Below are 20,385 nucleotides of genomic sequence, written 5' to 3' on the forward strand. Positions count from 1 at the left end.
ATAATCAATTTCTACCCCTCATTTATCTTCCGATTGCATCTTTAAACGAATTCCTATTATATTTTACATATAAACGAATATGCATTACGAATTCGTTTTTGATAAACCAATTGAAAATAGTAGTTTCACTGCCCTAGCCATCTCTGCATATGTTCAAGAAGGCTTATCATCATTGGATAAATTTAACACTTACATAACATTATGGCCTGGGACCCAAATAAATACAACAAGTTCAAAACTGAGCGATTTGCACCTTTTTACGATTTGCTATCACTTATTGAGATCAAACCAGATATGGAGGTGATTGATTTAGGTTGTGGAACAGGTGAGTTGACTAGAAAGCTAGCCGACAAGTTAGCTACAGCAAACGTAGTAGGAATTGATTCTTCAAAAGAAATGCTCAATGAAGCACAAGCATTCAGCAATGAGCGCATCAGGTTTGTGCAAAAAACGATAGAAGAACAGCTTAATAGTAATCAAGAATGGGACCTGGTATTTTCTAATGCGGCTATACAGTGGTCTGACAACCATGAAGTACTCATACCTAAAATTATTGCTAGCCTTAAAAAAAACGGACAATTAGCCATTCAAATTCCATCGCAAAAGGACAATCTATTAAACAAAATGCTCGATGAACTGGCTAATGAAGAATCCTACCAAAAAGCCCTGAACAGTTGGCACCGAACCTCGCCTGTATTAAGAACAGAAGTTTATGCTCATTTACTTTTCGACAATGGCTGTAAAAGTATGACCGTATACGAGAAAATTTATCCGCTCATTGTACCTAACCCTGACGATTTATTTGAATGGATTGCTGGTACAGCTTTGATACCTTATGTAGAAAAGCTTGAAAGTGGAATAAAAGAGGATTTTATACTGGAATTTAAGAATCGTATTCATAAAAAATTCCTCAAAAGCCCTGTCTTATATCCATTTAAGAGAATTCTTATAGGCGCAACGTTTTAATGTCGATGGCAGCACTAAAACTCATCCTTCAGTTTCTCATATAAACGTTCAAAGGTGCCAAAGTTCTCCCTATAAATAGCATGATTTTCCTTATTTGGATCAAAGGCAGCAATGGAAGGAACAAATTCATCATCATCTAGAATAAAACCATCTATAAGCTGTAATGCATTCATAGCAACTATTGCTGCTCCAACGGCAGAACTTTCCACGCTTTCTTTTACATATACTTTTTTGTTAAAAACATCTGCAAGCATTTGCACCCACAAGTCTGAACGGGCGAAACCTCCACTGGCTAAGATTACCTTGAGCTCTCCCGCCGTTTCTTCTAGCGCTTTACCAACACTAAATATTCCAAAAATAATACCCTCCATCATTGCTCTAATAAAATGAGCGCGCTGATGGTGCATTTGTATCCCAAAAAAAACGCCCTTTGCGCTCGCATCCCAATGAGGTGCCCGCTCCCCTGTCAGGTAAGGTAAAAATATCAGTCCATCCGAGCCCGCATTTACAGACGAGGCTTCTTTGGTCAGCAGATTGAACGCAGTAGGTAAACTCTTGTCTGAAGGCTGATCTTTAGACGCAACAAAACCGTCTTGAAACCATCTCAGTATATTACCTCCATTATTTACCGCTCCACCCAAAACAAACATCTCCGGTGAAATTATATAGCTAAAAATACGTTCCTTATGATCAGCAACAAGTTTGTCGGAAACAACACGAATAGCACCACTTGTACCGATCGTAACAGAAGCAACCCCATTGCGCACAGCTTGTGCCCCTAAATTAGCAAGACAGCCATCACTTCCACCAATTATAAAAGGCGTATCAGCATTTATTTGCATTTTCTCCGCATAACGAGCATCCAGCGTCGTTAAAGCATGCGTGATGGGAACAAGCGTAGAAAGCCTGTCAGCAGCAATACCAGCGATCTCCAAAGCAGGTCCATACCATTTTTGTGTAAGCGTTTCGAACAAGCCTGTAGCCGAGGCAATAGAATAGTCGACCACGTATTCTCCAAAAAGCTTATAAAACACATACTCTTTGATAGAGATAAATTTATCGGTAGCTTCAAAAACTCCTTTCATATGCTGCCGCATCCAGCCTAATTTGCAAAGAGGCGACATGGGATGGATAGGCGTTCCAGTATTCATATAAATATCATGCCCCAAGGATGTTCCCTTAAGGTGCTCCGCAAATGACTCACTTCTGGTATCTGCCCAAATAATACAATTGGTCAATGGCTTTCCATTGCTATCCATTGCTATTAGTCCGTGCATGGCGCTGCTAAAACTTACGCCTAACAGGTCCAACTGCTCATATTTGATTTTCATGAGCTTAGAAACTTGTGCTATACAAGTGACAACAGCATCAAATAAAATTTCAGGGTCCTGTTCTGAATAAGAAGGACGAGGCGAAATAATGGGATACGAAACATAATGCTCTGCTATAATTTTTCCGTTAAGATCTAAGGCAATTGCTTTTGTACTTGACGTTCCAATATCAACTGCAACAATATGTTTCATCCGTAAATAATTTTTATCCATCGGTCGTATGGAGCTTACCATGTTTATCCGCCAGCTGGCGGATAAACATGGACGGTTCATCATTCTTTAAAGTCTTTTTTTTCCTAAATACAGATTCAGTTCAAACAGGCATCTATTTTTGCCCTGTTCATGCCAAAGCGTTAATCGTCAGCTAATCAGCTTTTAACCAAGCCTTTTGTACCATCAATGCTTTTTTTCCAGCACCGCTATCCGGCACGAGCTTTCTTTCACCCGAAGCTTGGTATTTAATTCCTGCAAGTCCAAAATAGTAATCATACGGAATCGGCGTTGTTCCCTGTACATATTTCACTAGAAATTGCTTTATTTCCGGGTAGCTTAGCTTTTCAATTTCATCAAACAATTGATCATCTTCAAAATAGCGCTGTTTTCCAAAACGAACCCCTAAATCATGTGTTAAGTTTTTAAAGCCATAGCCACCGTCCGACAAGTGAAGCAGATAGATGTCTAAGCATGCTGCAATTAATGCTCCTTTTTGGTACACGTTGCCATATTGTTCAGCATAGGTTGTCGCAGCATATTTACTTAATTGGGTAAACGCTAACGTGTCATTATATTTACTTTCAGCATCCGCTATTTTTTTTGAAAGTTTGTCCAAAAATTCCTGCTCCGTATTAATGCCACTCTTTACCTGTACATGATGGGCCGTATATTCTGTTGATCCCTCGTATAGCCAAAGATGTTCCGATAGTATGGGCGTATTATAGTTAAACGCTTTAACTTCTTTCGAAGCAATTGTTAGTGGCGTAATAATATGAAAGAACTCGTGGGAAGAAACATCTACTATGAAGCTCTTAAGCTGATCCGGTGGCAATTCAGGCAGGTAATAAAAAGAAGAAGTTGTATGTTCCAAAGCACCCGCAAGGCCCGGTTTGAAAGATTGTTTCTCCATCGGATCTTTAAAATAGTAAAGAAAAGCGTAGCGATCAGTGGGAAGTTTACCTCCTAAGTATTTTTTAGCCCCTTGAAGTAAACTGGTGAGCCAACCCGCAATTTCCTTTGCATGTATTAACTGATTGGGTGAATAAACAGAGATCAATACATCACAATTGCCTACCTTTACGGAAGTAGTATCTGCTACCCCATACATGATTGGTGTGTCATAGAGGTCATCAAGATCCGACAAATGAAAGACATCTGTAGTGGTATTAGTGACGGTGGGAATCCTGCTGGAAGACGCATAAAAATTTTCAGGCTTACTAAACGTAACTTCGAAAGGTAATTTTCCTTTTTCTTCTAAATACCCAAATACCCCTGGCGAATTGATAACTACATTTTTATTTACTTCAATATTGGTAGCCGCCATAGGATAAATGTTATGCGACTTATCTGTGTCAAATATATCTTCTACAGTGTAGGTAATTTTAGCTAGCTTTTTCGATTTAGAAATCTCCCATTGATTAACGTTTATTTGACGAACAGGAAGCTTTTTACCTTTTTCATTCAAGGCAACGAGCTCCGTGATAAAATTACCGTAATCGCTAATTGCATAAGTTCCCGGGATAATTTTGGGCAAAGAAAAGATCACTTTTTTACTTGTTACTTTTGGTGTAAGAAGCGTAACGGATAATTTATCGTCTTGTATGTTCTTAAGGTCAACCGTATATTGATATTTCTGTGCAAAGGAAAAATGGATACAAGCAAAAATAGAAACTAATAATAGAAGCGTTTTTTTCATAAAATGTATTTACCCCAAAGTTAATTTAATTTTTTAAAACACCTCACCAATAAAGAAAGCCTGTCATTATCAGTGACAGGCTTCTTAAAAAATTGATATTATTATGATTTTTGATTAGTCTAAATGTTCTATAGCGTCATTCTTTTCAGGTTTATGATCTGTTTATTGCTTGAATAAGTGATAACATAACTATATAACTTATTCGGGTGCTTCATGCCGTCGATAAAAACAACGTCCATGTACCGCGTATATTCATGATCAGAACTTAATCTAACATCTGTCCATGCGCTTTGGAATGGTTTCACTTGAAATTCATTCAAGTTTACATCGTTTGGCAACTCTTCAGGATGATCCGCCAAATATTTTTGCAAATACTCGGGAAAGCCGGTTAAAGCGGTAAAATTTTCCATAATGTTTGTTTTAGTGCCATAAAATTAAGTTAAATAGAAAAAACTTTGGTATACATATTTTACACAGCTTTATGTGAAAATATAATTAAACATGTGCTTTCTATGTATTATCTTTGACATTATGGGAATTACTAATTTCACCTCTTTTATTTTTGCCTCATTTATCTTTGTTGTTTCTCCGGGTATTGACACTATATTTGTGTTAAATAAATCAGTTACACAAGGAAAAAAAGGAGGTATCTACGCCACATTGGGTATTTGCTCCGGTGTATTAATCCATACAATTTTGGCCGCTCTAGGACTTTCTTTGCTATTAGCAAAATCTGCTTTGGCATTTAGCATAATTAAATATTTAGGTGCCGTTTATCTTATTTACTTAGGCTTTTTAAAATTGGTTCTAAAAAAGAAGTCACTTGAATTAACAGAGCCAACAACTATGGCATCAACTAGAAAAACATTTTTGGCAGCCGTATTAACCAACACCCTAAACCCGAAGGTAGCTATATTCTTTCTTGCCTTCTTTCCACAATTTATCAGTCCTAATGCAATAACCGACGCCTTTCCATTTATTGTATTGGGTGCAACCTATGCACTCATCAGTTTGTTATGGTTTATCACGCTGGCCTTATTTGCCGGAATCTCCACCAGCAAGCTTAAATCTAACACGTCCTTTTTTTATTGGTTGAATAGGTTTTCAGGTTTAGTATTTATATCGATGGGAATTAAAATTGCTTTTACAAAGCGCTAAATACAACCCTATAGCCAATCTGAAGGCTTCTGCCCAAGCAAAAGGCAGCGCACTGTTGCCTTATATAAATAGTGTCTTTCCCTCCATTGTATTTTTCAACAATTCAATAAATATCTAATTTATTTAGCAACAATAACTAATAAAATTAGTAATATTGTCGAATAAATAGTTCAATGTACTTAGGTATTGCTAAAAGCCATATGCACTAAAATGAAAAATTACGCAAAACACCCTTCATTTGTCGTTTTTGAACATTAAAAATACCTCATCATAAGCCGATGTTTGTGTTTTAATAACAATAATGATAATCGTAGCATATGTGCAGTACCCTTAAAAATTACGAAAATTATGAATCTGATTGGAATTTTAGGTAAAATAAAAAGTATTTATACCCAAGCAAACACAGGAAATTTTAGCACGGTTCTCGATAGTTTAGCAGAGAATGTTATTTTTAAATCGACTATTTTAGATGGCACCCCTATTAGCGGAAATTTCGTAGGAAAAGAAATGGTTGAGGATTATTACACCAGACTACTTCCTTCGGTAGCTACATTTAAGCAATTAATGCCTATGAAATTTGTGATTCGCGAAGATAAGGTTATTATTATCGGCGAAAATATTTTTACGCTTGTAAAAAATGGCAGCACCTATCAACGGCCTTATGTTTCTATCATTAGAATAAAAGAAGGATTAATTAGCGAAATAACACTTATTCAAGATCTATTTGGCATTTACCTCGCTTATCGGGCTTCAGCTCAAGAAGGTAGTTGGTAATCATCATTGTGTAAGAAGCGTATTATTTTTCTTTTCTTTTTCAAAATTTAATACAGCACATACAAATAGTCCAATAATTACCATTGCCATACTAAATGGAAAAATGTAAGCCATGCCAAACACCTTCGCCACAAAGCCCACCAGCGGTCCAGTAATACCTAATGAAATATCAATAAATAACCCATAAGCACCTAAAGCAGCCCCTTTATTAGCGGTAGAAACCTTACTCACAGCTTCCACCCCTAGTGCAGGAAATACCAAAGAGAACCCTAAACCCGCAAGAGCCGCCCCGAATACAGCTACGTCTGAATCGGTGGCCATGCAAAGAACTAAAAGCCCCAAACTCTCAACGATCATGCTAACGATGGCCACTTTAGTCCCCCCATATTTATGAATTGCACCCGCAAAAAGTAATCTTCCTACTACAAACAATAAACTAAATGCAGTAATACAGATCGCGGCCTGATCCCATTTGTTATAAGCATAGTATAAGGTAATAAAAGTAGATAAAGTACCAAACCCTATACCAGCCAGCGCAAGTCCGGTACCATAAGGGCTCACCGATTTCAACACCTTGAAGAACGGTTTTCTCGGTTCATCTTGCTCCGCCTTGAGAGCGGGCTTACGTAGAGCCGACCAAAGCCCTACCATTCCCATCAATATCGTTAGTCCGCCGATACTCCAGTTACCTAAGCTACTTGACATCCATACACCTAAGGGAGCACCGATGGCCATAGAACTGTAATTTGCAATACCATTATAAGAAATGGCAGTTGCTGTATGTTGTTCACCCATTCGCAACATAGCCCAATTAACGGGACTAGCGCCAACCATTCCTTCAGCACAACCGGTCATTAACCGAGAAACAGTTAATATTGCCAAGCTAAGCAAGGGTGTATCCACTGTCAAGAAGGCAGCGATTAAAAGTACACCAGTAAGTAAGAAACAGATCATACTGGCAATAACAGCAGGTTTTGGGCCTTTTTTGTCCACTATATTGCCCGCATAAGCACGCATGATAAATGTCGTTACATATTGTAAACTGATTACAGCTCCTGCTATTACAGTATTGAATCCCAGCTGTTGATGAATAAAGATTGGCAATACCGCCAATGTTAAACCGATAGAAAAATAACCGTAAAAAGTTAAGATAACGTAATTTGCAATAATAATATTTGGCTTTTCAGAGAAGCCCGAGATAGAGAGATTTTTCATGATAACACGGCGAAAAAAGCCCATTAGAGGGGAATTCCATTAATCGCCGCAAAGATATAGGTATTTTTAAAGTTGTACTAGTTTAAAATCATTTAAGACATTCATTTGATAAACATGTTGCTGGCAGCTTATAGAATGGCGTGCACTTTAAGATATTGCAATAAGATAATAGTTTTAGCATCCTTGATTTCTCCCGTCTCGATCATCTGATAGGCTTCATTGAAAGGCAGCTCCAACACTTCTATATGTTCTTGTTCATCTTCTAAGCCTCCGCCATCACTTATCTTCATCGATTCAGCATATTCTGCGATAAAAAAATGGAGGGTTTCCGTAACAGATCCAGGTGACATATAGGCTTCAAATATTTTACGCACTTCTCTTACTTTATATCCTGTTTCCTCCTCGGTTTCCCGCTTAATGCAATCTTCCGGATTATCTAAATCGAGCAGCCCGGCACACGCTTCAATAAGCATACCCGAAGGGTTTCCATTAATATAGGTTGGCAACCTAAATTGTCTGGTCAGTATAACGGTTTCTTTCTCTCGGTTATATAGCAAGATTACGGCTCCATTGCCGCGATCATACGCCTCTCGTTGTTGCGTTAACCATTCATTGTTTTGTTTATACGCGTAAGTAACCTTTTTTAATATGTACCAGTTATCGGAAAGAATTTCCGTATTTAATATTTTAACATTGTCGTTATTGGCATCATTCATATGGGATCGTTCTTAAGGCACAAAGCTACTTATTTCATTGCATGTTTTAATAGCGAATCACCCATCGAGCTTCTTTTTACTTCACATATACTTATAAGTAATTAAGCAGATTACGAAAACCAATTTGCTCGTGTACGGTTATATAATAGAACGTAATTAAAGAATGTCATGGATAGCATAAACAAGCAACAAGAAGAAGAAAATATAAAAAACTTAGCGGGTGACGAAGCTATTAAGAAAGTAAAGGAACTCGTTGAAATAGCAGAGGCCTGTTTTTTTTGCACCGATTTGAATAAAGTGGGTGTTCCCTTATCAATAAGGCCAATGTCTGTTCAAAAAGTTGACGACGAAGGAAACCTCTGGTTTTTAAGTGCAAAAGACAGCCATAAAAATGAGGAGCTTAGCAACGATCCTTTCGTCCACCTGCTTTTTCAAGGATCCCGTTATTCAGATTTCTTAAACATTTATGGCTTGGCCTCTGTTAGTGACGACAAAAAGAAGATAGATGAGCTTTGGGTGCCCATTCTAAAAACCTGGTTCACAGAAGGCAAAGACGATCCAAGAATAACCGTTATTAAAGTGGAACCCACTGAAGCCTATTATTGGGATAACAAACACGGAAATGCTATCGCTTTTGCAAAACAATCCATCGGATCCATTTTTGGCAAAACAATAGACGATTCCGTTGAAGGAAAACTCGATCTTTAATTTATCGGTTACCAATAACTAACAACCAATAATTAACAATGAATAACAAACATTTACACGCTGGCTATTTTCCATTTTCCTTTAGAAAATAGCCAGAGCGTAAATATGCCGACAGAAGTTTCTGAAAAAAAGACGCTCCAGAACACCCCTGTATGCCCCCAATCAAATATAATCGCCAGTAAATACGATAAAGGAATCTGTATAAACCAGAAAAACACGAGATTAATCATCGTGGGAGTCTTTGTATCTCCGGCTCCATTGAATGCTTGTACCGATACCATCCACCAGCCATATACAAAATAAGAATAAGATAGTATCTGTAACCACTCCGCTCCTATCGCAATGACAGTACTATCATTCGTAAAAATACCAATCAGCTCTTTATTAAAGAAAAAATAAACAATCGAAACAAGCAATAAGAACACCATATTATAACGCCCTATTTTCCAAACAGAAGACTCGGCACGCGCAGGATTTCCGGCGCCCAGGTTTTGCCCAACCAAGGTAGCCGCGGCATTAGACATTCCCCAGGCAGGCATCATTGTCAACATCATAATGCGCATGGCAATGGTAGAACCGGCAACAGCTTCGCTGCCTATTTCCGCCAATATCCGCATCAGAAAAATCCAAGAGGTCATTGCTACAATCATTTGCCCTACGCCACCTAGTGAAGTACGCAGAATGTTATATATGATCTTCGCGTCCCATACAATCTGCTTAACACTTGCTTTGATATGTTTACTGCCTTTAAAAAGAACCCATAACTGCATCACAACACCAACACCTCTGCCTATATTCGTTGCGATAGCCGCTCCTTGAATACCTAATGCAGGAATTGGCCCCCAACCGAATATTAAAATAGGATCTAATAGCATATTAACGCCGTTCGCAATCCAGAGAATACGCATCGCTATAGCCGCGTCACCGGCCCCTCTAAATACTGCGTTCATAATAAAAATCAACATCACCACTATATTTCCTCCCAACATCCACTGTGTGTAGCGGTAACCATATTCAACACTCCATTGATCAGCGCCCATTAATCCGAGTAGGTCCTTTGCGAAGAAAATACCTGAAACAGCAAAAGGTATAGATATGATGACAGCAATGAAAACAGCTTGAATCGCCGTTACACCTACCTCCTTCTTTCTTTTTTCACCTATACGTCGCGCAATAATCGCTGTAATAGCAGTAGATAGTCCCATAGCGACAGCATATAACAAAAAGAGATAGGTTTCGGTGAGTCCAACAGTTGCTACAGCAGAAGCACCCAGTTTACCCACAAAATAAATATCGACCACCGCAAAGAGAGATTCCATTACTAACTCTAAAATCATAGGTACGGCTAATAGAAAAATCGCCCTTTTTAAATTAATTTGAGTATAGTCGGCTTCCGTACCTTTGATGGCATTTTTTAATTCCTGCCACATTGTATTCGATGATGAAGCAATTACCTGCTGAGAAACTTTTTCTTTATTTTCGTCTACCATGGTTTTTATAAAAAGTGATCGCCCATTCTTTTTAAAATTGTTATTGCTTTGTCTGAAGAGTTCTTCAAATGCACATATGAATTAAACAAAGATAGTATCGATAAGCCTTTATAAAGATAGGGTGTTTTGACAAAATACGGGTTAATTGCGACAGATAATTGATTAAAAATACCGTTCAACATTTTGCATAAAATAGCTTATATGAATAACAATCTATCCCTTTTTGATGTTAATGAAATGAATGATAGTCGAGCATGATATATGGATATTTTGGAATGTTCAACGCTTAGGTTCACTTCCGACCAACAAGCGGGGTATACGAGAATTAAAAAAGGAAAAGGGTATGCCTTTTTAGATAAACATGGAAATGTGGTAGATGATGACAGCATAAAACAACGCTTACAAGCGCTCGTTGTACCACCTGCATGGAAATCAGTTTGGATAAGTCATTATGCTAACGGACATCTGCAAGCTACAGGATTAGATGAAAAAGGAAGAAAGCAGTATATCTATCACGCACAATGGAATCAATTGCGACAAGAAAGCAAATTAACCCAGATTCTTGCGTTCGGATACAAATTACCAAAACTCCGAAAAGCGATCAGCAGCGATTTAAAGAAAAGAAAGCTTGATAAAGCAAAAGTTACGGCAATCGCATTAGACATAATGGAAGAAACGCTTATTCGAGCAGGAAACCATCATTATAGAAAAACATACAATAGTTTTGGTTTAACAACCTTGCATAATAAACATGTAAAAATTAACGGACAGCTGATTTTCTTTAAGTTCGTGGGAAAAAAGGGAAAGGAACACCAAATAAAAGTAAGCGATAAAAGTTTAGCAAAAAGATTAAAATCCGTAATGGAAATACCTGGACAGGAGCTGTTTCAATATTACAATGAACGGAAGGAAATATGCACACTAGATTCAGGTGATCTCAATGAATACATTAAACATTATACAGCTGAAGACTTTACTTCAAAAGATTTTCGCACCTGGTATGGTACCCTATGGGCTTTCAAATATTTAGCAGCACTAGAAGCATTTCAGAGCAAAGCCACGTGCAAGCGTAACATTAACCAATGTTTGGATTTTGTAGCAAAAAAATTAGGTAACACACGAACCGTATGTAGGCAATATTACGTTTGTACCGATCTTATAAGAGCATATGAAGAAAACAGCTTACAACCCTATTTAACCCGGATGAACCGTTCTAGAAGCAAACTAAGTGAAGATCTCAAAGCCGAGAAATTTTTAATGAAATTCCTGGAAAAAATCAAGGTATCCTGATAAAACCGATTTTTATCGTCCACATTGCATCATTCGGGTACGATTAGAAACCATTTTTCTCTAACAATAAAAAAATTCATCATGAGTAACCCCATTATTCGACATAAATATACCTGCGACCCCACCGTATTAGCATATGCTAATAAAATTGTTTGATTTTCGCAATTACTTGTTTCAATTCCACTAATAGCCGGGGCGATTGTCATTGTACTTTTGTTTTATTAAATCATTAAAATTTAAACAGCGAAATGAAAGCAATGAACAATCAAATATGGTATATTACCGGTGCATCTAAAGGACTTGGACTTGCACTAACCAAAAAGTTATTAAAAGAGGGGCATAAAGTAGCAGCAACATCACGCAATAAACAGGAACTGGCAACAGCAGTGGGTGCAGATGAAAGCATCTTTTTACCCCTTGCTGTGCATCTTACGGATGAAAACAGTGTGCAACAGAGCATCAGCGAAACCATAGCGCATTTTGGAAGAATTGATGTTGTAGTAAATAATGCAGGATACGGCCTGGTTGGCGCATTAGAGGAGTTAACAGATGTAGAAGCAAGAGAAAATTTTGACATCAATGTATTTGGCTCCTTAAACGTTATCAGACAATCCTTGCCCTATATGCGTAAACAACAATCCGGGCATATTTTCAACATCGCATCTATTGGTGGTTTCGCAGGGGGTTTTCCCGGATTTGGAATTTATTGCGCTACGAAATTTGCCGTACACGGTTTTACGGAATCCCTAGCGCATGAAATAAAGGACTTCGGCTTGTCCGCCACCGTTGTCATGCCTGGTTATTTCCGCACCAATTTTTTAAGTGATACTTCATTAAATGTTCCTAAAAATGAAATAAGTGATTATAAAACGGTAAGAGCAGCACAAAATGCGCATACAAACGATTATAATGGCAACCAAGCGGGTGATCCAGATAAAGCGGCTGAAGTACTCATCGAAGTAGCACAGATGGAGCAACCGCCAATACATTTATTTCTCGGGCAAGATGCTTATGATTTGGCTGAAACCAAAATGAGTATTGTAAAAACAGATATGCATGCGGTAAAGGATTTGGCAACAGCCACTGCTTTATCAACTAAGCTTAACTTCTAGCGTTAACAGGCCCTCTTTAATGCAAAGGACTTCGAGTTCTTTGCATTAAATTATTAAAAATCTTTTTTTGTCTTATCCAACATATTGCGACCGCAAATTGCCTGGAATTTTTTAAGTTTAAATTAGTATAAATAGGTTTCCCAATCTTCAAGTTCAGGGTCTACGGTATAACCATCCCCTGCCTGCAAGCGTAACGTATCCATTGGGCAGCTCTTTTCATTGCATACATATTGTTAAGTACCTTACCCGTTTCATCCATTTGAATATTATTGGTATATATCGCAAATACAGTTTCAACTAAGCTGGCCTCATGCTTAAGATCTTCCCGATAGTCAATCCCTTTTAAAATCTCATCTTCAATCACATAAGGTAAAGTGCCATTAGTGTAATAGTAAACAAAGTGTCTTAAACAAGATTTAAAATCATTTGATAGTTCCATAATAGCATTTATTAAAAAAATCATGCTAACATTAAACGTTAAATCTATCCGCATATTACACACAATTTCACAGCTATTTAAGTTTTTTTATCTCCAGGTTAGCCCATTCACCGCCGGAGGTAGCGCCCACCCATAATCCTATACGCTTCCCACCCCCCTTTTTTATGGGTTTAACCTCCAAACTTGGTTTGCTTTCCGCATTCACAAAAACCTGTATATTATTTTCCCCAATCATGATGCGAACATGAAACCAGTCATTCGGTTTTGGTGCATCCTTTATTTCATTTTCATATACACCTTTGTAATTCGTTCGCAGGAAGTCCCAGTCATAACCAGGAATAGAGATGTACTGAACCGAATGGTTTTTTCGATCCGGGTTAAAAAAATTAAATGGCCTGAAATAGACGGCTTCATAATTCGTCTCATCAACGCCGTGAAAGGCTAACCCAACAAAACTACCCCCTATTTTATCTTTACCTTTTATGTCAAACTCTACCGTCCCTTCGTCAAAAGATACGTCGTTCAGCCAAGCAAAGCCAGCTCCGCCGCTACTTTCCCCCATGGCTACCCCCTGGTGCGTGCTATTCACGTGAGAAAGTGTTAATGCTCTATTCTCTCCTTTAAGTTTATGCTCTTTAAAAAGTGTTGGAAGATCTAGTTTTATGAGCTTTTTTTGTTGAGCCATCACTGGTGTAACCACTATCAAAAGAAATACAATGGTTAGCAATCGATTTGTTTTCATAAGGCACGATATTTTTATAATTTTACTAATGTCAGAGCAATTTATCAAATCTTAAAGTTAAGGAGATGCTGGAACTTGTTCATTTTCGTTCAAGTTTATTCAGCACCGTTCTAATTGCTTCGTATCGTAACAGGGTATTTAATAAATTTAAAATATAATTTCGATGAACTTCATACATTTAAGATGGGCAGATCTCGACCCAAACTTTCATCTCCGCCATAGTGTCTATTATGACTTAGCTGCTCAAGAAAGGGTTATGATTTTAAATAGTTATGGTATTAACACACAAACGATGAAAGAACAAAATTTCGGTCCGGTTCTTTTCAAAGAAGAATGCCAGTTTAAAAGAGAAATACACCTTTCGTCAAAAATTCACATAGAGACAAAGCTCTTGAACATGAAAAAAGATGCTTCGTTTTGGGTTATCCAGCATGAATTTCTTTCTGAAGAAAACAAATTGCACGCTTTGATTAAAGTAGAAGGAAGTTGGATCGATACACTGCTGAGAAAAATTGCCAAGCCAGTACCAACAGTTGTTTTTCAAGGATTGGAACGGTTTCCGAAAACAGCTGATTTCGAATATATATAAACGTTTTTATTATTATTTCTTTAGTGTTTTAACCGCCAAAACGAACGTTTGCCAAAGAATTTCATCGATCAGCACAAATTCTTGTTCGCCGAAGCTATTTCCACCTCTATGAAATCTAACAAGTTGATACAGAGGCGGAAATAGCGCTTATTTCTTTACGATACGGTAACTTACATATAACAAAATTAACCAAATAGGAATCAACTCAACAGGTACTTTCATTCCCGTAATCCACATAATAATCAATACACCGAATAAAAATATCAAACAGATATAATTCGTTAAAGGAAAACCAAATGCAGAGAACTTAGGCTTTATTCCCTCTTGTATTTTACTCTTCCGAAAATACAAATGTGTGATGCTAATCATAATCCAGTTAATGATCAGTGAAGAAACAACTAAAGACATGAGAATATTAAGAGCTTCCTCAGGTATCAATTTATTGATCACGATACAGATGGCGGCAAAAATAGCTGAAACCAAAATGGCCATAATAGGCACATGATTACTGTTTAATTTAGCTAAAAATTTTGGTGCATTTCCCTGCTTAGCTAGGCCGAAAAGCATTCTGCTATTGCTATAAACACTGCTATTATATACCGAGAGAGCGGCGGTTAAAACAATGACATTTAGCACGTTTGCTATTAAACTTGTAAAATAAAAAGTTCTTCCCAGGAGTGTAAATTCAAATCCCTTTAGGGTATCAAATACCGTTACAAAGGGACTGCTTCCGGGTGTAATTTCCCGCCAAGGCGACAATGAAAACAGAATAACCAGGGCACCAACATAAAAAATAAGTATCCTATAAATAACCTGGTTAGTGGCTTTTGGTATATTCTTTTCTGGATTTTCGGCTTCAGCTGCCGTAATACCAATCAATTCCAAGCCACCAAATGAAAACATAATGAGCGCCAATGCGGTCAGCAGGCCCTCAAACTCACCGGTCTCATTTTTAGAAAATAACCCTTTAGGAAAAAAGCCGCCATCGTTCCAAAGATTATGGATGCTAGCTTGACTGCCACCACTTCCGCTTATTAAAAGATATGCTCCAAAAATAATCATGGCAATTATAGCGATTACTTTAATGATGGAAAACCAAAATTCTGCCTCACCGTAAATTTTAACCGACGCTAGATTCAATGCGTTTATTACTAAAAAGAAAAATAAACTGGAAGCCCATAAAGGGATCTCCGGCCACCAGAATTGAACGTAAATACCGATAGCAGTAAGTTCAGACATGCTCACCAGTATATACAAAATCCAATAGTTCCATCCCGAAGCAAATCCGGGAAAAGGGCCCCAGTACTTATATGCAAAATGACTAAAGCTTCCCGATACCGGTTCCTCCACCACCATTTCGCCTAATTGCCTCATAATAAGAAAAGCAATGAAACCAGCAATAGCATATCCTAACACTACTGCAGGGCCTGCGAGTACTGCGGCAGGGCCAATCCCCAAAAAAAGCCCGGTACCAATGGCCCCTCCTAATGCAATTAATTGTATATGCCTATTTAATAGTCCTCTTTTAAGTTCTTTCTGTGATGAACTGACTTTTTCTTGGTTTTCCAATGTTTAAACTTTATTTTAGTGGAGCAAAGGTAAAAGATATCCTTCTATTTGAAGGTTCGTTTTTCTAATTAACTCAATTTTTGACCATTTAACCCAAAACCCGATTCGATCGAATCATTTTATATTTCGTTAAACAAACAAAAAGTTCCTATGTTATAGAAACTAGATACGTAAAGAACAATTTCTACCAATATAAATTAAATTAATTATCAATAGCAAAATTATGAGAGAAGAATTTTCAAAAGAACAGATTGAAGAATATGCAGATGGACTCTTAAATACGCATAAAGAAGAAACAAAAAAGGGAAAACCCTTTAGTTTTACCGTAAACATAGGCGATCAGCATTATACGGTATCTTATGCCAAAAATGACGATGGGTCGTGGAAGTTCCAGGATTTTAAAGAGTTGGAATAGGCCTTATACGCGATAAACCTACCTCTCTGCTTTTACTACATCCCCAATCTCATTCCGGGCAATTGGGTGTTGTTTATTTGATTTCTTTAAATAAATTTGTTCACGGATTATCGTTAATAGCAATTTATACCCAATCATAACCAATCAGATTTAGTTTAAATTGATTAAAACACCTAATTATTAGCTCGTGGCAGCACATAGAGAAACTGAGCTTCAAAAATGCTTAAATAAAATAGAAGAAAAACTTGCTTGGGGAGATGGAAAAAAATGGTCGAGTGCAGACTTCCAGCAGCTAAGCGACCTGATCCATCAGCACACAAAAATTTTGCTAAGCGCAAGTACTTTAAAGCGCATTTGGGGAAGGGTGAAGCATGACGGGAAACCTGCTACTTCCACCTTAGATGCACTCGCTAAGTTTATTGGCCATGAAAATTGGCGTGCCTTTGTAGTATATGAAAATAACCATTCCAAACAAGAAGAAGTTCCTCCAAAAAAAATCATATACAAAAAGAACTTTCTTATTTGGGGACTAGGAATAGTTGCACTCTCATTTTTAGTCTTTTCCTTCCTTTATAAAACCGACAAAAAAAACACCATAAAAACGGTACCATTAGCGGCGAAGGACTTTGCTTTTAGCAGTCAACCCATCGTTAGAAATATACCGAATTCGGTTGTCTTTACTTACGATGCTTCTAAAGCACCAGATGATTCTATTTTTATTCAACAAAATTGGGATCCTCGAAGACGTGAGAAAGTATTAAAGGAGAATAAAAAACATACCTCTATCTATTACGAACCGGGATACTATACAGCCAAATTAGTAGTAAGTAATCAAGTTGTCAGTGAACACCCACTCCTTATTCCAACAGCCGGTTGGTTAGGAACGATTGATCACTCCCCTGTTCCTATTTACCTAAAACAGCATGAATTTATACAAAAGGAAGAACTTAATGCATCTATTTCGAGCATACTGTCTTATATTAACCCAAAGACGGAACAAAGCATCGTTAAATATTTCAACGTGGGGAACTTTGAACCCCTAACAGTTGCCGATTTTTCCTTCACGACCGATATAAAAAACAATTACGCGGAAGGAAACAAAGCCTGCCAATTGTCGCAGATTATGTTAATAACGGATAACATGCCTATTGTAATCCCCCTTTCCGTAAAAGGATGCGTCTCTGCATTAAATATTATGAGTGTCGATCAAGCTATTTCAGGCAAAAATGCTGATCTTTCTAAATTTGGTGTCGATTTTTCTAATTGGGTGAATGTACGTTGCCAAAGTGATGGCAGAAAGATTCAATATTACGTAGATAATGATTTGGCCTATGAATTACCGCTTATTTCGAAGAACACAAAAATAGTAGGATTAGCTTTTATATTTAACGGAAGTGGCGCAGCAAAAAAAATAATGCTTCGAAATAAAAACAATATCGTATTTCAGGATTTTTAATCCTATCACGCGCCCAACTAGCGCTAACAATATGTATATCCATTCGTGAGCCCCCTTCACCCACCTCAAGCTAGTACAAATAAACGCAACGATTAAGAGGCAACGAGTTGTTCTATATAATGACAATTTATACACAAAATTGCGTACAAATTGTGACTTTTTTCCGGTCTAATTCTAGTAAATTTGACTATTACCTAATAAAAATCAAGAACATGATAACTTTAAATAGAATTAACGGGTAATTAAAATGAACGAAGTATTTTTATTTATTGCACATTAAAAAGACAACATATATGGCCGAATGGAAATTAAAAAGTTCGTGGAGAAGTATCAAAAACGAAATAAAACATAAGTGGAGTGGATTAACAGATGAAGATCTATTTTATGAAGAAGGTAAAGAGACAGAACTAGTACAAAGATTAGAAACTAAAACCGGTAAGAGCAGAGAATATATAGTAGATTACCTGAACCACTTATCTTTCCTATCCGGATTAAAACTAAAGCCTTAAGAAAAACCAGCTATAGTATTATTCACTTTCTTGAAATAATAATTGATAATTATTATTTTCATATCTTCTTTTAACGCAAAGTCCTTTTGAGAAACGAGCGTCTCGAAGTGCATTTACAATACATCCCACATTTAATGTTGGAGGTGGAGCTATTAAACTCACGCGATAAACCAAAACCTGCTGTAGTTGGCCTTTACCCCATAGAATTTCGAGCTCAGTATTCCTAATAATTATATTTTGTGTTAGTATAGCCTTATGAACAAGCGGTATTACGTCTTCATCGACAGTACTATCCAAGCCACGCTCCTCACTTAATTCTACCAGCACATCGAGTGGAAATTCCAACTGGATGTTTACTACTTGCGTATAAGGAATTTTGACTATCATAATTCATCAAAATATGTTTCAATATTAACCAAAACATACCGTACAAGACCATATTTAAAATTAAGGCAGAAAAAAGTATCTACAGCGATTGGTTAGCGCTAATTTGCATTAGACATTTAATGGTCTTACTGGTTATATAACATAATAGAAAGAAAAAAGTTTCTTATAAACCACCTTATAGCGAATTCCTTAGGTGCCTCACAAGCGATCCTTATTTAATTTTATCGGTTACATGAAAAATCAGGTAATCTGTTATATTTTCATTCGATAAAAGTTGCCACTCATACGTTTCCAGATTGTTTATTTCCAACTCCCTGGTTAGATACTGCTCTGTAATGATATATTTATCATTGAGCTTCAAGTAAGGTACTTCGCCAATATTGTCACACCGGACATCTATTTTAAGCATTTTACTCAATGTTAGTAAAGTTAATTCCATATTTTCTTAGTATTTAGGTATCTTAAAAATGAAAACAACCTCCTTCACGCAACCCTTAACCACATTGCTCCATATGAAGAACATCTTGTGTCTCATTTTTTGTCGTTTAAACAAATTATCCAATTTTATTAATTATAGTACACGGTTTAGAAAAAATTCAGAACAATATTCTTAGATTGAGTTGTAAATTTAAAGAACACCCTTTAGATTAAGTTACACAATTTCTTTATAATTCTTTGAGAAAATATGTATAACACGCTATAATATTCTTCATTAAGAGCGCTATTAACTTATTTTCTTATCCTCAGCCAAACAATTCGAATACAGCCTACGTTACCATCATATAGCCTGCGAGGATCATGCTAAGTCAAAATGCCATAAGTCTGTTACGTGTATTACGTAGATGGTCGGTCGGATCGATCGATAAATTTTCGCAAGAAATGAGTCTACCTGTTGAGTCTATTGAACGTGGAGTAGCCGAACTTTTGACCAATCAATACATCTTGGCAGAAGACATAAACGAGCATTGCAACTACCAGAACCGCATGCTAGAAATTAGTGAAAACGGAATAGCCTATTTGGAAAGTGTAGATGGTCCGATAGAGACTTTTCCTAAAAAAAATGAATAATCTAAGTAAGCTTTCCATCCATTATATTTTATAAATTAAGCATATAACATATGAACAATAACCTAATTAGTGCTGCAAGAGCAGGGAATCTTCAAGAGTTGCAAGCATTCATCAGTGATCATATTAACTTAGATGAACAAGACGAAAAAGGCTATACACCACTTATCATCGCTTGCTACAACAATCGATACGACGCCGCAAAATTATTACTAGAAGCAGGTGCAGACGTAAATGCGCAAGATTTCGGAGGGAATACAGCGTTAATGGGAGTCGCTTTTAAAGGCTATGCAGACATCGCCGAATTACTGATCAATCATGGCGCAGACACAGATCTACAACATGGCAACGGTGGTACAGCAATTATGTTTGCAGCGATGTTTGGTAGAAACGAGTTAGTAGAAGTATTACTCAATCATGGTGCAGACACTACACTTCTAGATGCACGTGGACTCACAGTGCTTGATTTAGCCGCTCAGCAAGGCAATGAAGAAGCGATCACACTGATCGAAAAAAGCATGGCTGATTAAATTGGTTCAACTTGC

The 20,385-nt window shown here is 37.2% G+C and carries 23 protein-coding genes; 12 read left to right on the plus strand and 11 right to left on the minus strand.

The features are described 5' to 3' along the window. Nucleotides 1-201: 201 nt before the first annotated feature. Entirely contained in the window at nt 202-966 is a 765-nt protein-coding gene (locus tag BMY50_RS04765) for a methyltransferase domain-containing protein (RefSeq protein ID WP_093319247.1), read from the plus strand. Between the two features lie 14 nt (nt 967-980). On the opposite strand, the gene BMY50_RS04770 is transcribed toward BMY50_RS04765, so the two are convergent. The 3 genes from BMY50_RS04770 to BMY50_RS04780 form a co-directional block, all read right to left on the minus strand. Further along, complete coding sequence (locus BMY50_RS04770) at nt 981-2,573, minus strand: gluconokinase (protein WP_238383661.1); 1,593 nt, start codon at nt 2,571-2,573, stop codon at nt 981-983. A gap of 88 nt (nt 2,574-2,661) precedes the next feature. Then, nucleotides 2,662-4,206, minus strand: coding sequence for a M61 family metallopeptidase (locus BMY50_RS04775; protein ID WP_093319257.1), 1,545 nt, complete (start codon nt 4,204-4,206; stop codon nt 2,662-2,664). A gap of 128 nt (nt 4,207-4,334) precedes the next feature. Continuing rightward, nucleotides 4,335-4,616 carry a hypothetical protein gene (locus BMY50_RS04780; RefSeq protein ID WP_093319260.1) on the minus strand — a complete coding sequence of 94 codons (282 nt, stop codon included), beginning with the start codon at nt 4,614-4,616 and terminating at the stop codon, nt 4,335-4,337. A gap of 121 nt (nt 4,617-4,737) precedes the next feature. On the opposite strand from BMY50_RS04780, the gene BMY50_RS04785 reads away from it, so the two are divergent. Both BMY50_RS04785 and BMY50_RS04790 read left to right on the plus strand, forming a co-directional pair. Beyond that, nucleotides 4,738-5,364 (plus strand): LysE family translocator, encoded by a 627-nt coding sequence (locus tag BMY50_RS04785; protein WP_093319265.1) that lies wholly within the window; start codon nt 4,738-4,740, stop codon nt 5,362-5,364. A 348-nt stretch (nt 5,365-5,712) separates the two neighbouring features. Then, on the plus strand, nt 5,713-6,138 hold the full coding sequence (locus BMY50_RS04790; RefSeq protein ID WP_093319270.1) for a nuclear transport factor 2 family protein: 426 nt from the start codon (nt 5,713-5,715) through the stop codon (nt 6,136-6,138). Between the two features lie 3 nt (nt 6,139-6,141). On the opposite strand, the gene BMY50_RS04795 is transcribed toward BMY50_RS04790, so the two are convergent. Continuing rightward, complete coding sequence (locus BMY50_RS04795; protein ID WP_093323581.1) at nt 6,142-7,353, minus strand: MFS transporter; 1,212 nt, start codon at nt 7,351-7,353, stop codon at nt 6,142-6,144. Between the two features lie 128 nt (nt 7,354-7,481). After that, nucleotides 7,482-8,069 (minus strand): GDP-mannose pyrophosphatase NudK, encoded by a 588-nt coding sequence (gene nudK / locus BMY50_RS04800; protein WP_093319274.1) that lies wholly within the window; start codon nt 8,067-8,069, stop codon nt 7,482-7,484. Between the two features lie 168 nt (nt 8,070-8,237). Here nudK and BMY50_RS04805 point away from each other — a divergent pair, with 168 nt between their 5' ends. Then, nucleotides 8,238-8,777 carry a pyridoxamine 5'-phosphate oxidase family protein gene (locus BMY50_RS04805; RefSeq protein ID WP_093319278.1) on the plus strand — a complete coding sequence of 180 codons (540 nt, stop codon included), beginning with the start codon at nt 8,238-8,240 and terminating at the stop codon, nt 8,775-8,777. A 53-nt stretch (nt 8,778-8,830) separates the two neighbouring features. Here BMY50_RS04805 and BMY50_RS04810 read toward each other — a convergent pair whose 3' ends face one another. Next, nucleotides 8,831-10,267: an MATE family efflux transporter gene (locus tag BMY50_RS04810; protein WP_093319284.1), complete on the minus strand. Its 1,437-nt coding sequence runs from the start codon at nt 10,265-10,267 to the stop codon at nt 8,831-8,833. Between the two features lie 261 nt (nt 10,268-10,528). On the opposite strand from BMY50_RS04810, the gene BMY50_RS04815 reads away from it, so the two are divergent. Together BMY50_RS04815 and BMY50_RS04820 are read left to right on the plus strand one after the other, a co-directional pair. Continuing rightward, nucleotides 10,529-11,557 carry a DNA topoisomerase IB gene (locus BMY50_RS04815; protein ID WP_093319289.1) on the plus strand — a complete coding sequence of 343 codons (1,029 nt, stop codon included), beginning with the start codon at nt 10,529-10,531 and terminating at the stop codon, nt 11,555-11,557. Between the two features lie 248 nt (nt 11,558-11,805). Then, nucleotides 11,806-12,669, plus strand: a complete 864-nt coding sequence (locus BMY50_RS04820; protein ID WP_238383662.1) for an SDR family oxidoreductase — start codon at nt 11,806-11,808, stop codon at nt 12,667-12,669. Between the two features lie 160 nt (nt 12,670-12,829). On the opposite strand, the gene BMY50_RS04825 is transcribed toward BMY50_RS04820, so the two are convergent. Both BMY50_RS04825 and BMY50_RS04830 read right to left on the minus strand, forming a co-directional pair. Continuing rightward, nucleotides 12,830-13,108: a DUF7677 family protein gene (locus BMY50_RS04825; RefSeq protein ID WP_139202202.1), complete on the minus strand. Its 279-nt coding sequence runs from the start codon at nt 13,106-13,108 to the stop codon at nt 12,830-12,832. A gap of 73 nt (nt 13,109-13,181) precedes the next feature. Beyond that, nucleotides 13,182-13,850, minus strand: a complete 669-nt coding sequence (locus BMY50_RS04830) for a hypothetical protein (RefSeq protein WP_093319299.1) — start codon at nt 13,848-13,850, stop codon at nt 13,182-13,184. Nucleotides 13,851-14,013: 163 nt separating this feature from the next. Here BMY50_RS04830 and BMY50_RS04835 point away from each other — a divergent pair, with 163 nt between their 5' ends. After that, nucleotides 14,014-14,439 carry an acyl-CoA thioesterase gene (locus BMY50_RS04835; protein ID WP_093319303.1) on the plus strand — a complete coding sequence of 142 codons (426 nt, stop codon included), beginning with the start codon at nt 14,014-14,016 and terminating at the stop codon, nt 14,437-14,439. 147 nt (nt 14,440-14,586) lie between these two features. Here BMY50_RS04835 and BMY50_RS04840 read toward each other — a convergent pair whose 3' ends face one another. Next, complete coding sequence (locus BMY50_RS04840; RefSeq protein ID WP_093319308.1) at nt 14,587-16,008, minus strand: amino acid permease; 1,422 nt, start codon at nt 16,006-16,008, stop codon at nt 14,587-14,589. Nucleotides 16,009-16,231: 223 nt separating this feature from the next. Here BMY50_RS04840 and BMY50_RS04845 point away from each other — a divergent pair, with 223 nt between their 5' ends. From BMY50_RS04845 to BMY50_RS04855, 3 genes are all read left to right on the plus strand, one after another. Beyond that, nucleotides 16,232-16,423: a hypothetical protein gene (locus BMY50_RS04845; RefSeq protein ID WP_093319313.1), complete on the plus strand. Its 192-nt coding sequence runs from the start codon at nt 16,232-16,234 to the stop codon at nt 16,421-16,423. A gap of 187 nt (nt 16,424-16,610) precedes the next feature. Then, nucleotides 16,611-17,879, plus strand: a complete 1,269-nt coding sequence (locus tag BMY50_RS04850) for a hypothetical protein (RefSeq protein WP_093319316.1) — start codon at nt 16,611-16,613, stop codon at nt 17,877-17,879. A gap of 293 nt (nt 17,880-18,172) precedes the next feature. Further along, nucleotides 18,173-18,388 carry a CsbD family protein gene (locus BMY50_RS04855; RefSeq protein WP_093319320.1) on the plus strand — a complete coding sequence of 72 codons (216 nt, stop codon included), beginning with the start codon at nt 18,173-18,175 and terminating at the stop codon, nt 18,386-18,388. Between the two features lie 18 nt (nt 18,389-18,406). On the opposite strand, the gene BMY50_RS04860 is transcribed toward BMY50_RS04855, so the two are convergent. Next, entirely contained in the window at nt 18,407-18,775 is a 369-nt protein-coding gene (locus tag BMY50_RS04860; protein ID WP_093319323.1) for a hypothetical protein, read from the minus strand. 211 nt (nt 18,776-18,986) lie between these two features. After that, on the minus strand, nt 18,987-19,214 hold the full coding sequence (locus BMY50_RS04865) for a hypothetical protein (RefSeq protein ID WP_093319327.1): 228 nt from the start codon (nt 19,212-19,214) through the stop codon (nt 18,987-18,989). A 359-nt stretch (nt 19,215-19,573) separates the two neighbouring features. On the opposite strand from BMY50_RS04865, the gene BMY50_RS04870 reads away from it, so the two are divergent. Together BMY50_RS04870 and BMY50_RS04875 are read left to right on the plus strand one after the other, a co-directional pair. After that, complete coding sequence (locus BMY50_RS04870; RefSeq protein WP_093319331.1) at nt 19,574-19,843, plus strand: hypothetical protein; 270 nt, start codon at nt 19,574-19,576, stop codon at nt 19,841-19,843. A gap of 50 nt (nt 19,844-19,893) precedes the next feature. Beyond that, the gene (locus BMY50_RS04875) at nt 19,894-20,370 is read left to right on the plus strand and encodes an ankyrin repeat domain-containing protein (protein WP_093319335.1); all 477 of its coding nucleotides are present in this window, start codon (nt 19,894-19,896) and stop codon (nt 20,368-20,370) included. Nucleotides 20,371-20,385: the final 15 nt, after the last annotated feature.

Source organism: Olivibacter domesticus (genome assembly GCF_900109575.1).
Taxonomy (GTDB): Bacteria; Bacteroidota; Bacteroidia; order Sphingobacteriales; family Sphingobacteriaceae; genus Olivibacter; species Olivibacter domesticus.

Bases quoted from the DNA above. Each gene is read 5' to 3' on its own strand.
- BMY50_RS04865 (WP_093319327.1), bottom strand. From the start codon at position 19,214: ATGGAATTAACTTTACTAACATTGAGTAAAATGCTTAAAATAGATGTC.
- BMY50_RS04830 (WP_093319299.1), bottom strand. From the start codon at position 13,850: ATGAAAACAAATCGATTGCTAACCATTGTATTTCTTTTGATAGTGGTT.
- BMY50_RS04825 (WP_139202202.1), bottom strand. From the start codon at position 13,108: ATGGAACTATCAAATGATTTTAAATCTTGTTTAAGACACTTTGTTTAC.
- BMY50_RS04770 (WP_238383661.1), bottom strand. From the start codon at position 2,573: ATGATGAACCGTCCATGTTTATCCGCCAGCTGGCGGATAAACATGGTA.
- BMY50_RS04835 (WP_093319303.1), top strand. From the start codon at position 14,014: ATGAACTTCATACATTTAAGATGGGCAGATCTCGACCCAAACTTTCAT.
- BMY50_RS04765 (WP_093319247.1), top strand. From the start codon at position 202: ATGGCCTGGGACCCAAATAAATACAACAAGTTCAAAACTGAGCGATTT.
- BMY50_RS04810 (WP_093319284.1), bottom strand. From the start codon at position 10,267: ATGGTAGACGAAAATAAAGAAAAAGTTTCTCAGCAGGTAATTGCTTCA.
- nudK (WP_093319274.1), bottom strand. From the start codon at position 8,069: ATGAATGATGCCAATAACGACAATGTTAAAATATTAAATACGGAAATT.
- BMY50_RS04805 (WP_093319278.1), top strand. From the start codon at position 8,238: ATGGATAGCATAAACAAGCAACAAGAAGAAGAAAATATAAAAAACTTA.
- BMY50_RS04845 (WP_093319313.1), top strand. From the start codon at position 16,232: ATGAGAGAAGAATTTTCAAAAGAACAGATTGAAGAATATGCAGATGGA.
- BMY50_RS04785 (WP_093319265.1), top strand. From the start codon at position 4,738: ATGGGAATTACTAATTTCACCTCTTTTATTTTTGCCTCATTTATCTTT.
- BMY50_RS04875 (WP_093319335.1), top strand. From the start codon at position 19,894: ATGAACAATAACCTAATTAGTGCTGCAAGAGCAGGGAATCTTCAAGAG.
- BMY50_RS04855 (WP_093319320.1), top strand. From the start codon at position 18,173: ATGGCCGAATGGAAATTAAAAAGTTCGTGGAGAAGTATCAAAAACGAA.
- BMY50_RS04775 (WP_093319257.1), bottom strand. From the start codon at position 4,206: ATGAAAAAAACGCTTCTATTATTAGTTTCTATTTTTGCTTGTATCCAT.
- BMY50_RS04795 (WP_093323581.1), bottom strand. From the start codon at position 7,353: ATGAAAAATCTCTCTATCTCGGGCTTCTCTGAAAAGCCAAATATTATT.
- BMY50_RS04790 (WP_093319270.1), top strand. From the start codon at position 5,713: ATGAATCTGATTGGAATTTTAGGTAAAATAAAAAGTATTTATACCCAA.
- BMY50_RS04820 (WP_238383662.1), top strand. From the start codon at position 11,806: ATGAAAGCAATGAACAATCAAATATGGTATATTACCGGTGCATCTAAA.
- BMY50_RS04815 (WP_093319289.1), top strand. From the start codon at position 10,529: ATGGATATTTTGGAATGTTCAACGCTTAGGTTCACTTCCGACCAACAA.
- BMY50_RS04870 (WP_093319331.1), top strand. From the start codon at position 19,574: ATGCTAAGTCAAAATGCCATAAGTCTGTTACGTGTATTACGTAGATGG.
- BMY50_RS04860 (WP_093319323.1), bottom strand. From the start codon at position 18,775: ATGATAGTCAAAATTCCTTATACGCAAGTAGTAAACATCCAGTTGGAA.
- BMY50_RS04780 (WP_093319260.1), bottom strand. From the start codon at position 4,616: ATGGAAAATTTTACCGCTTTAACCGGCTTTCCCGAGTATTTGCAAAAA.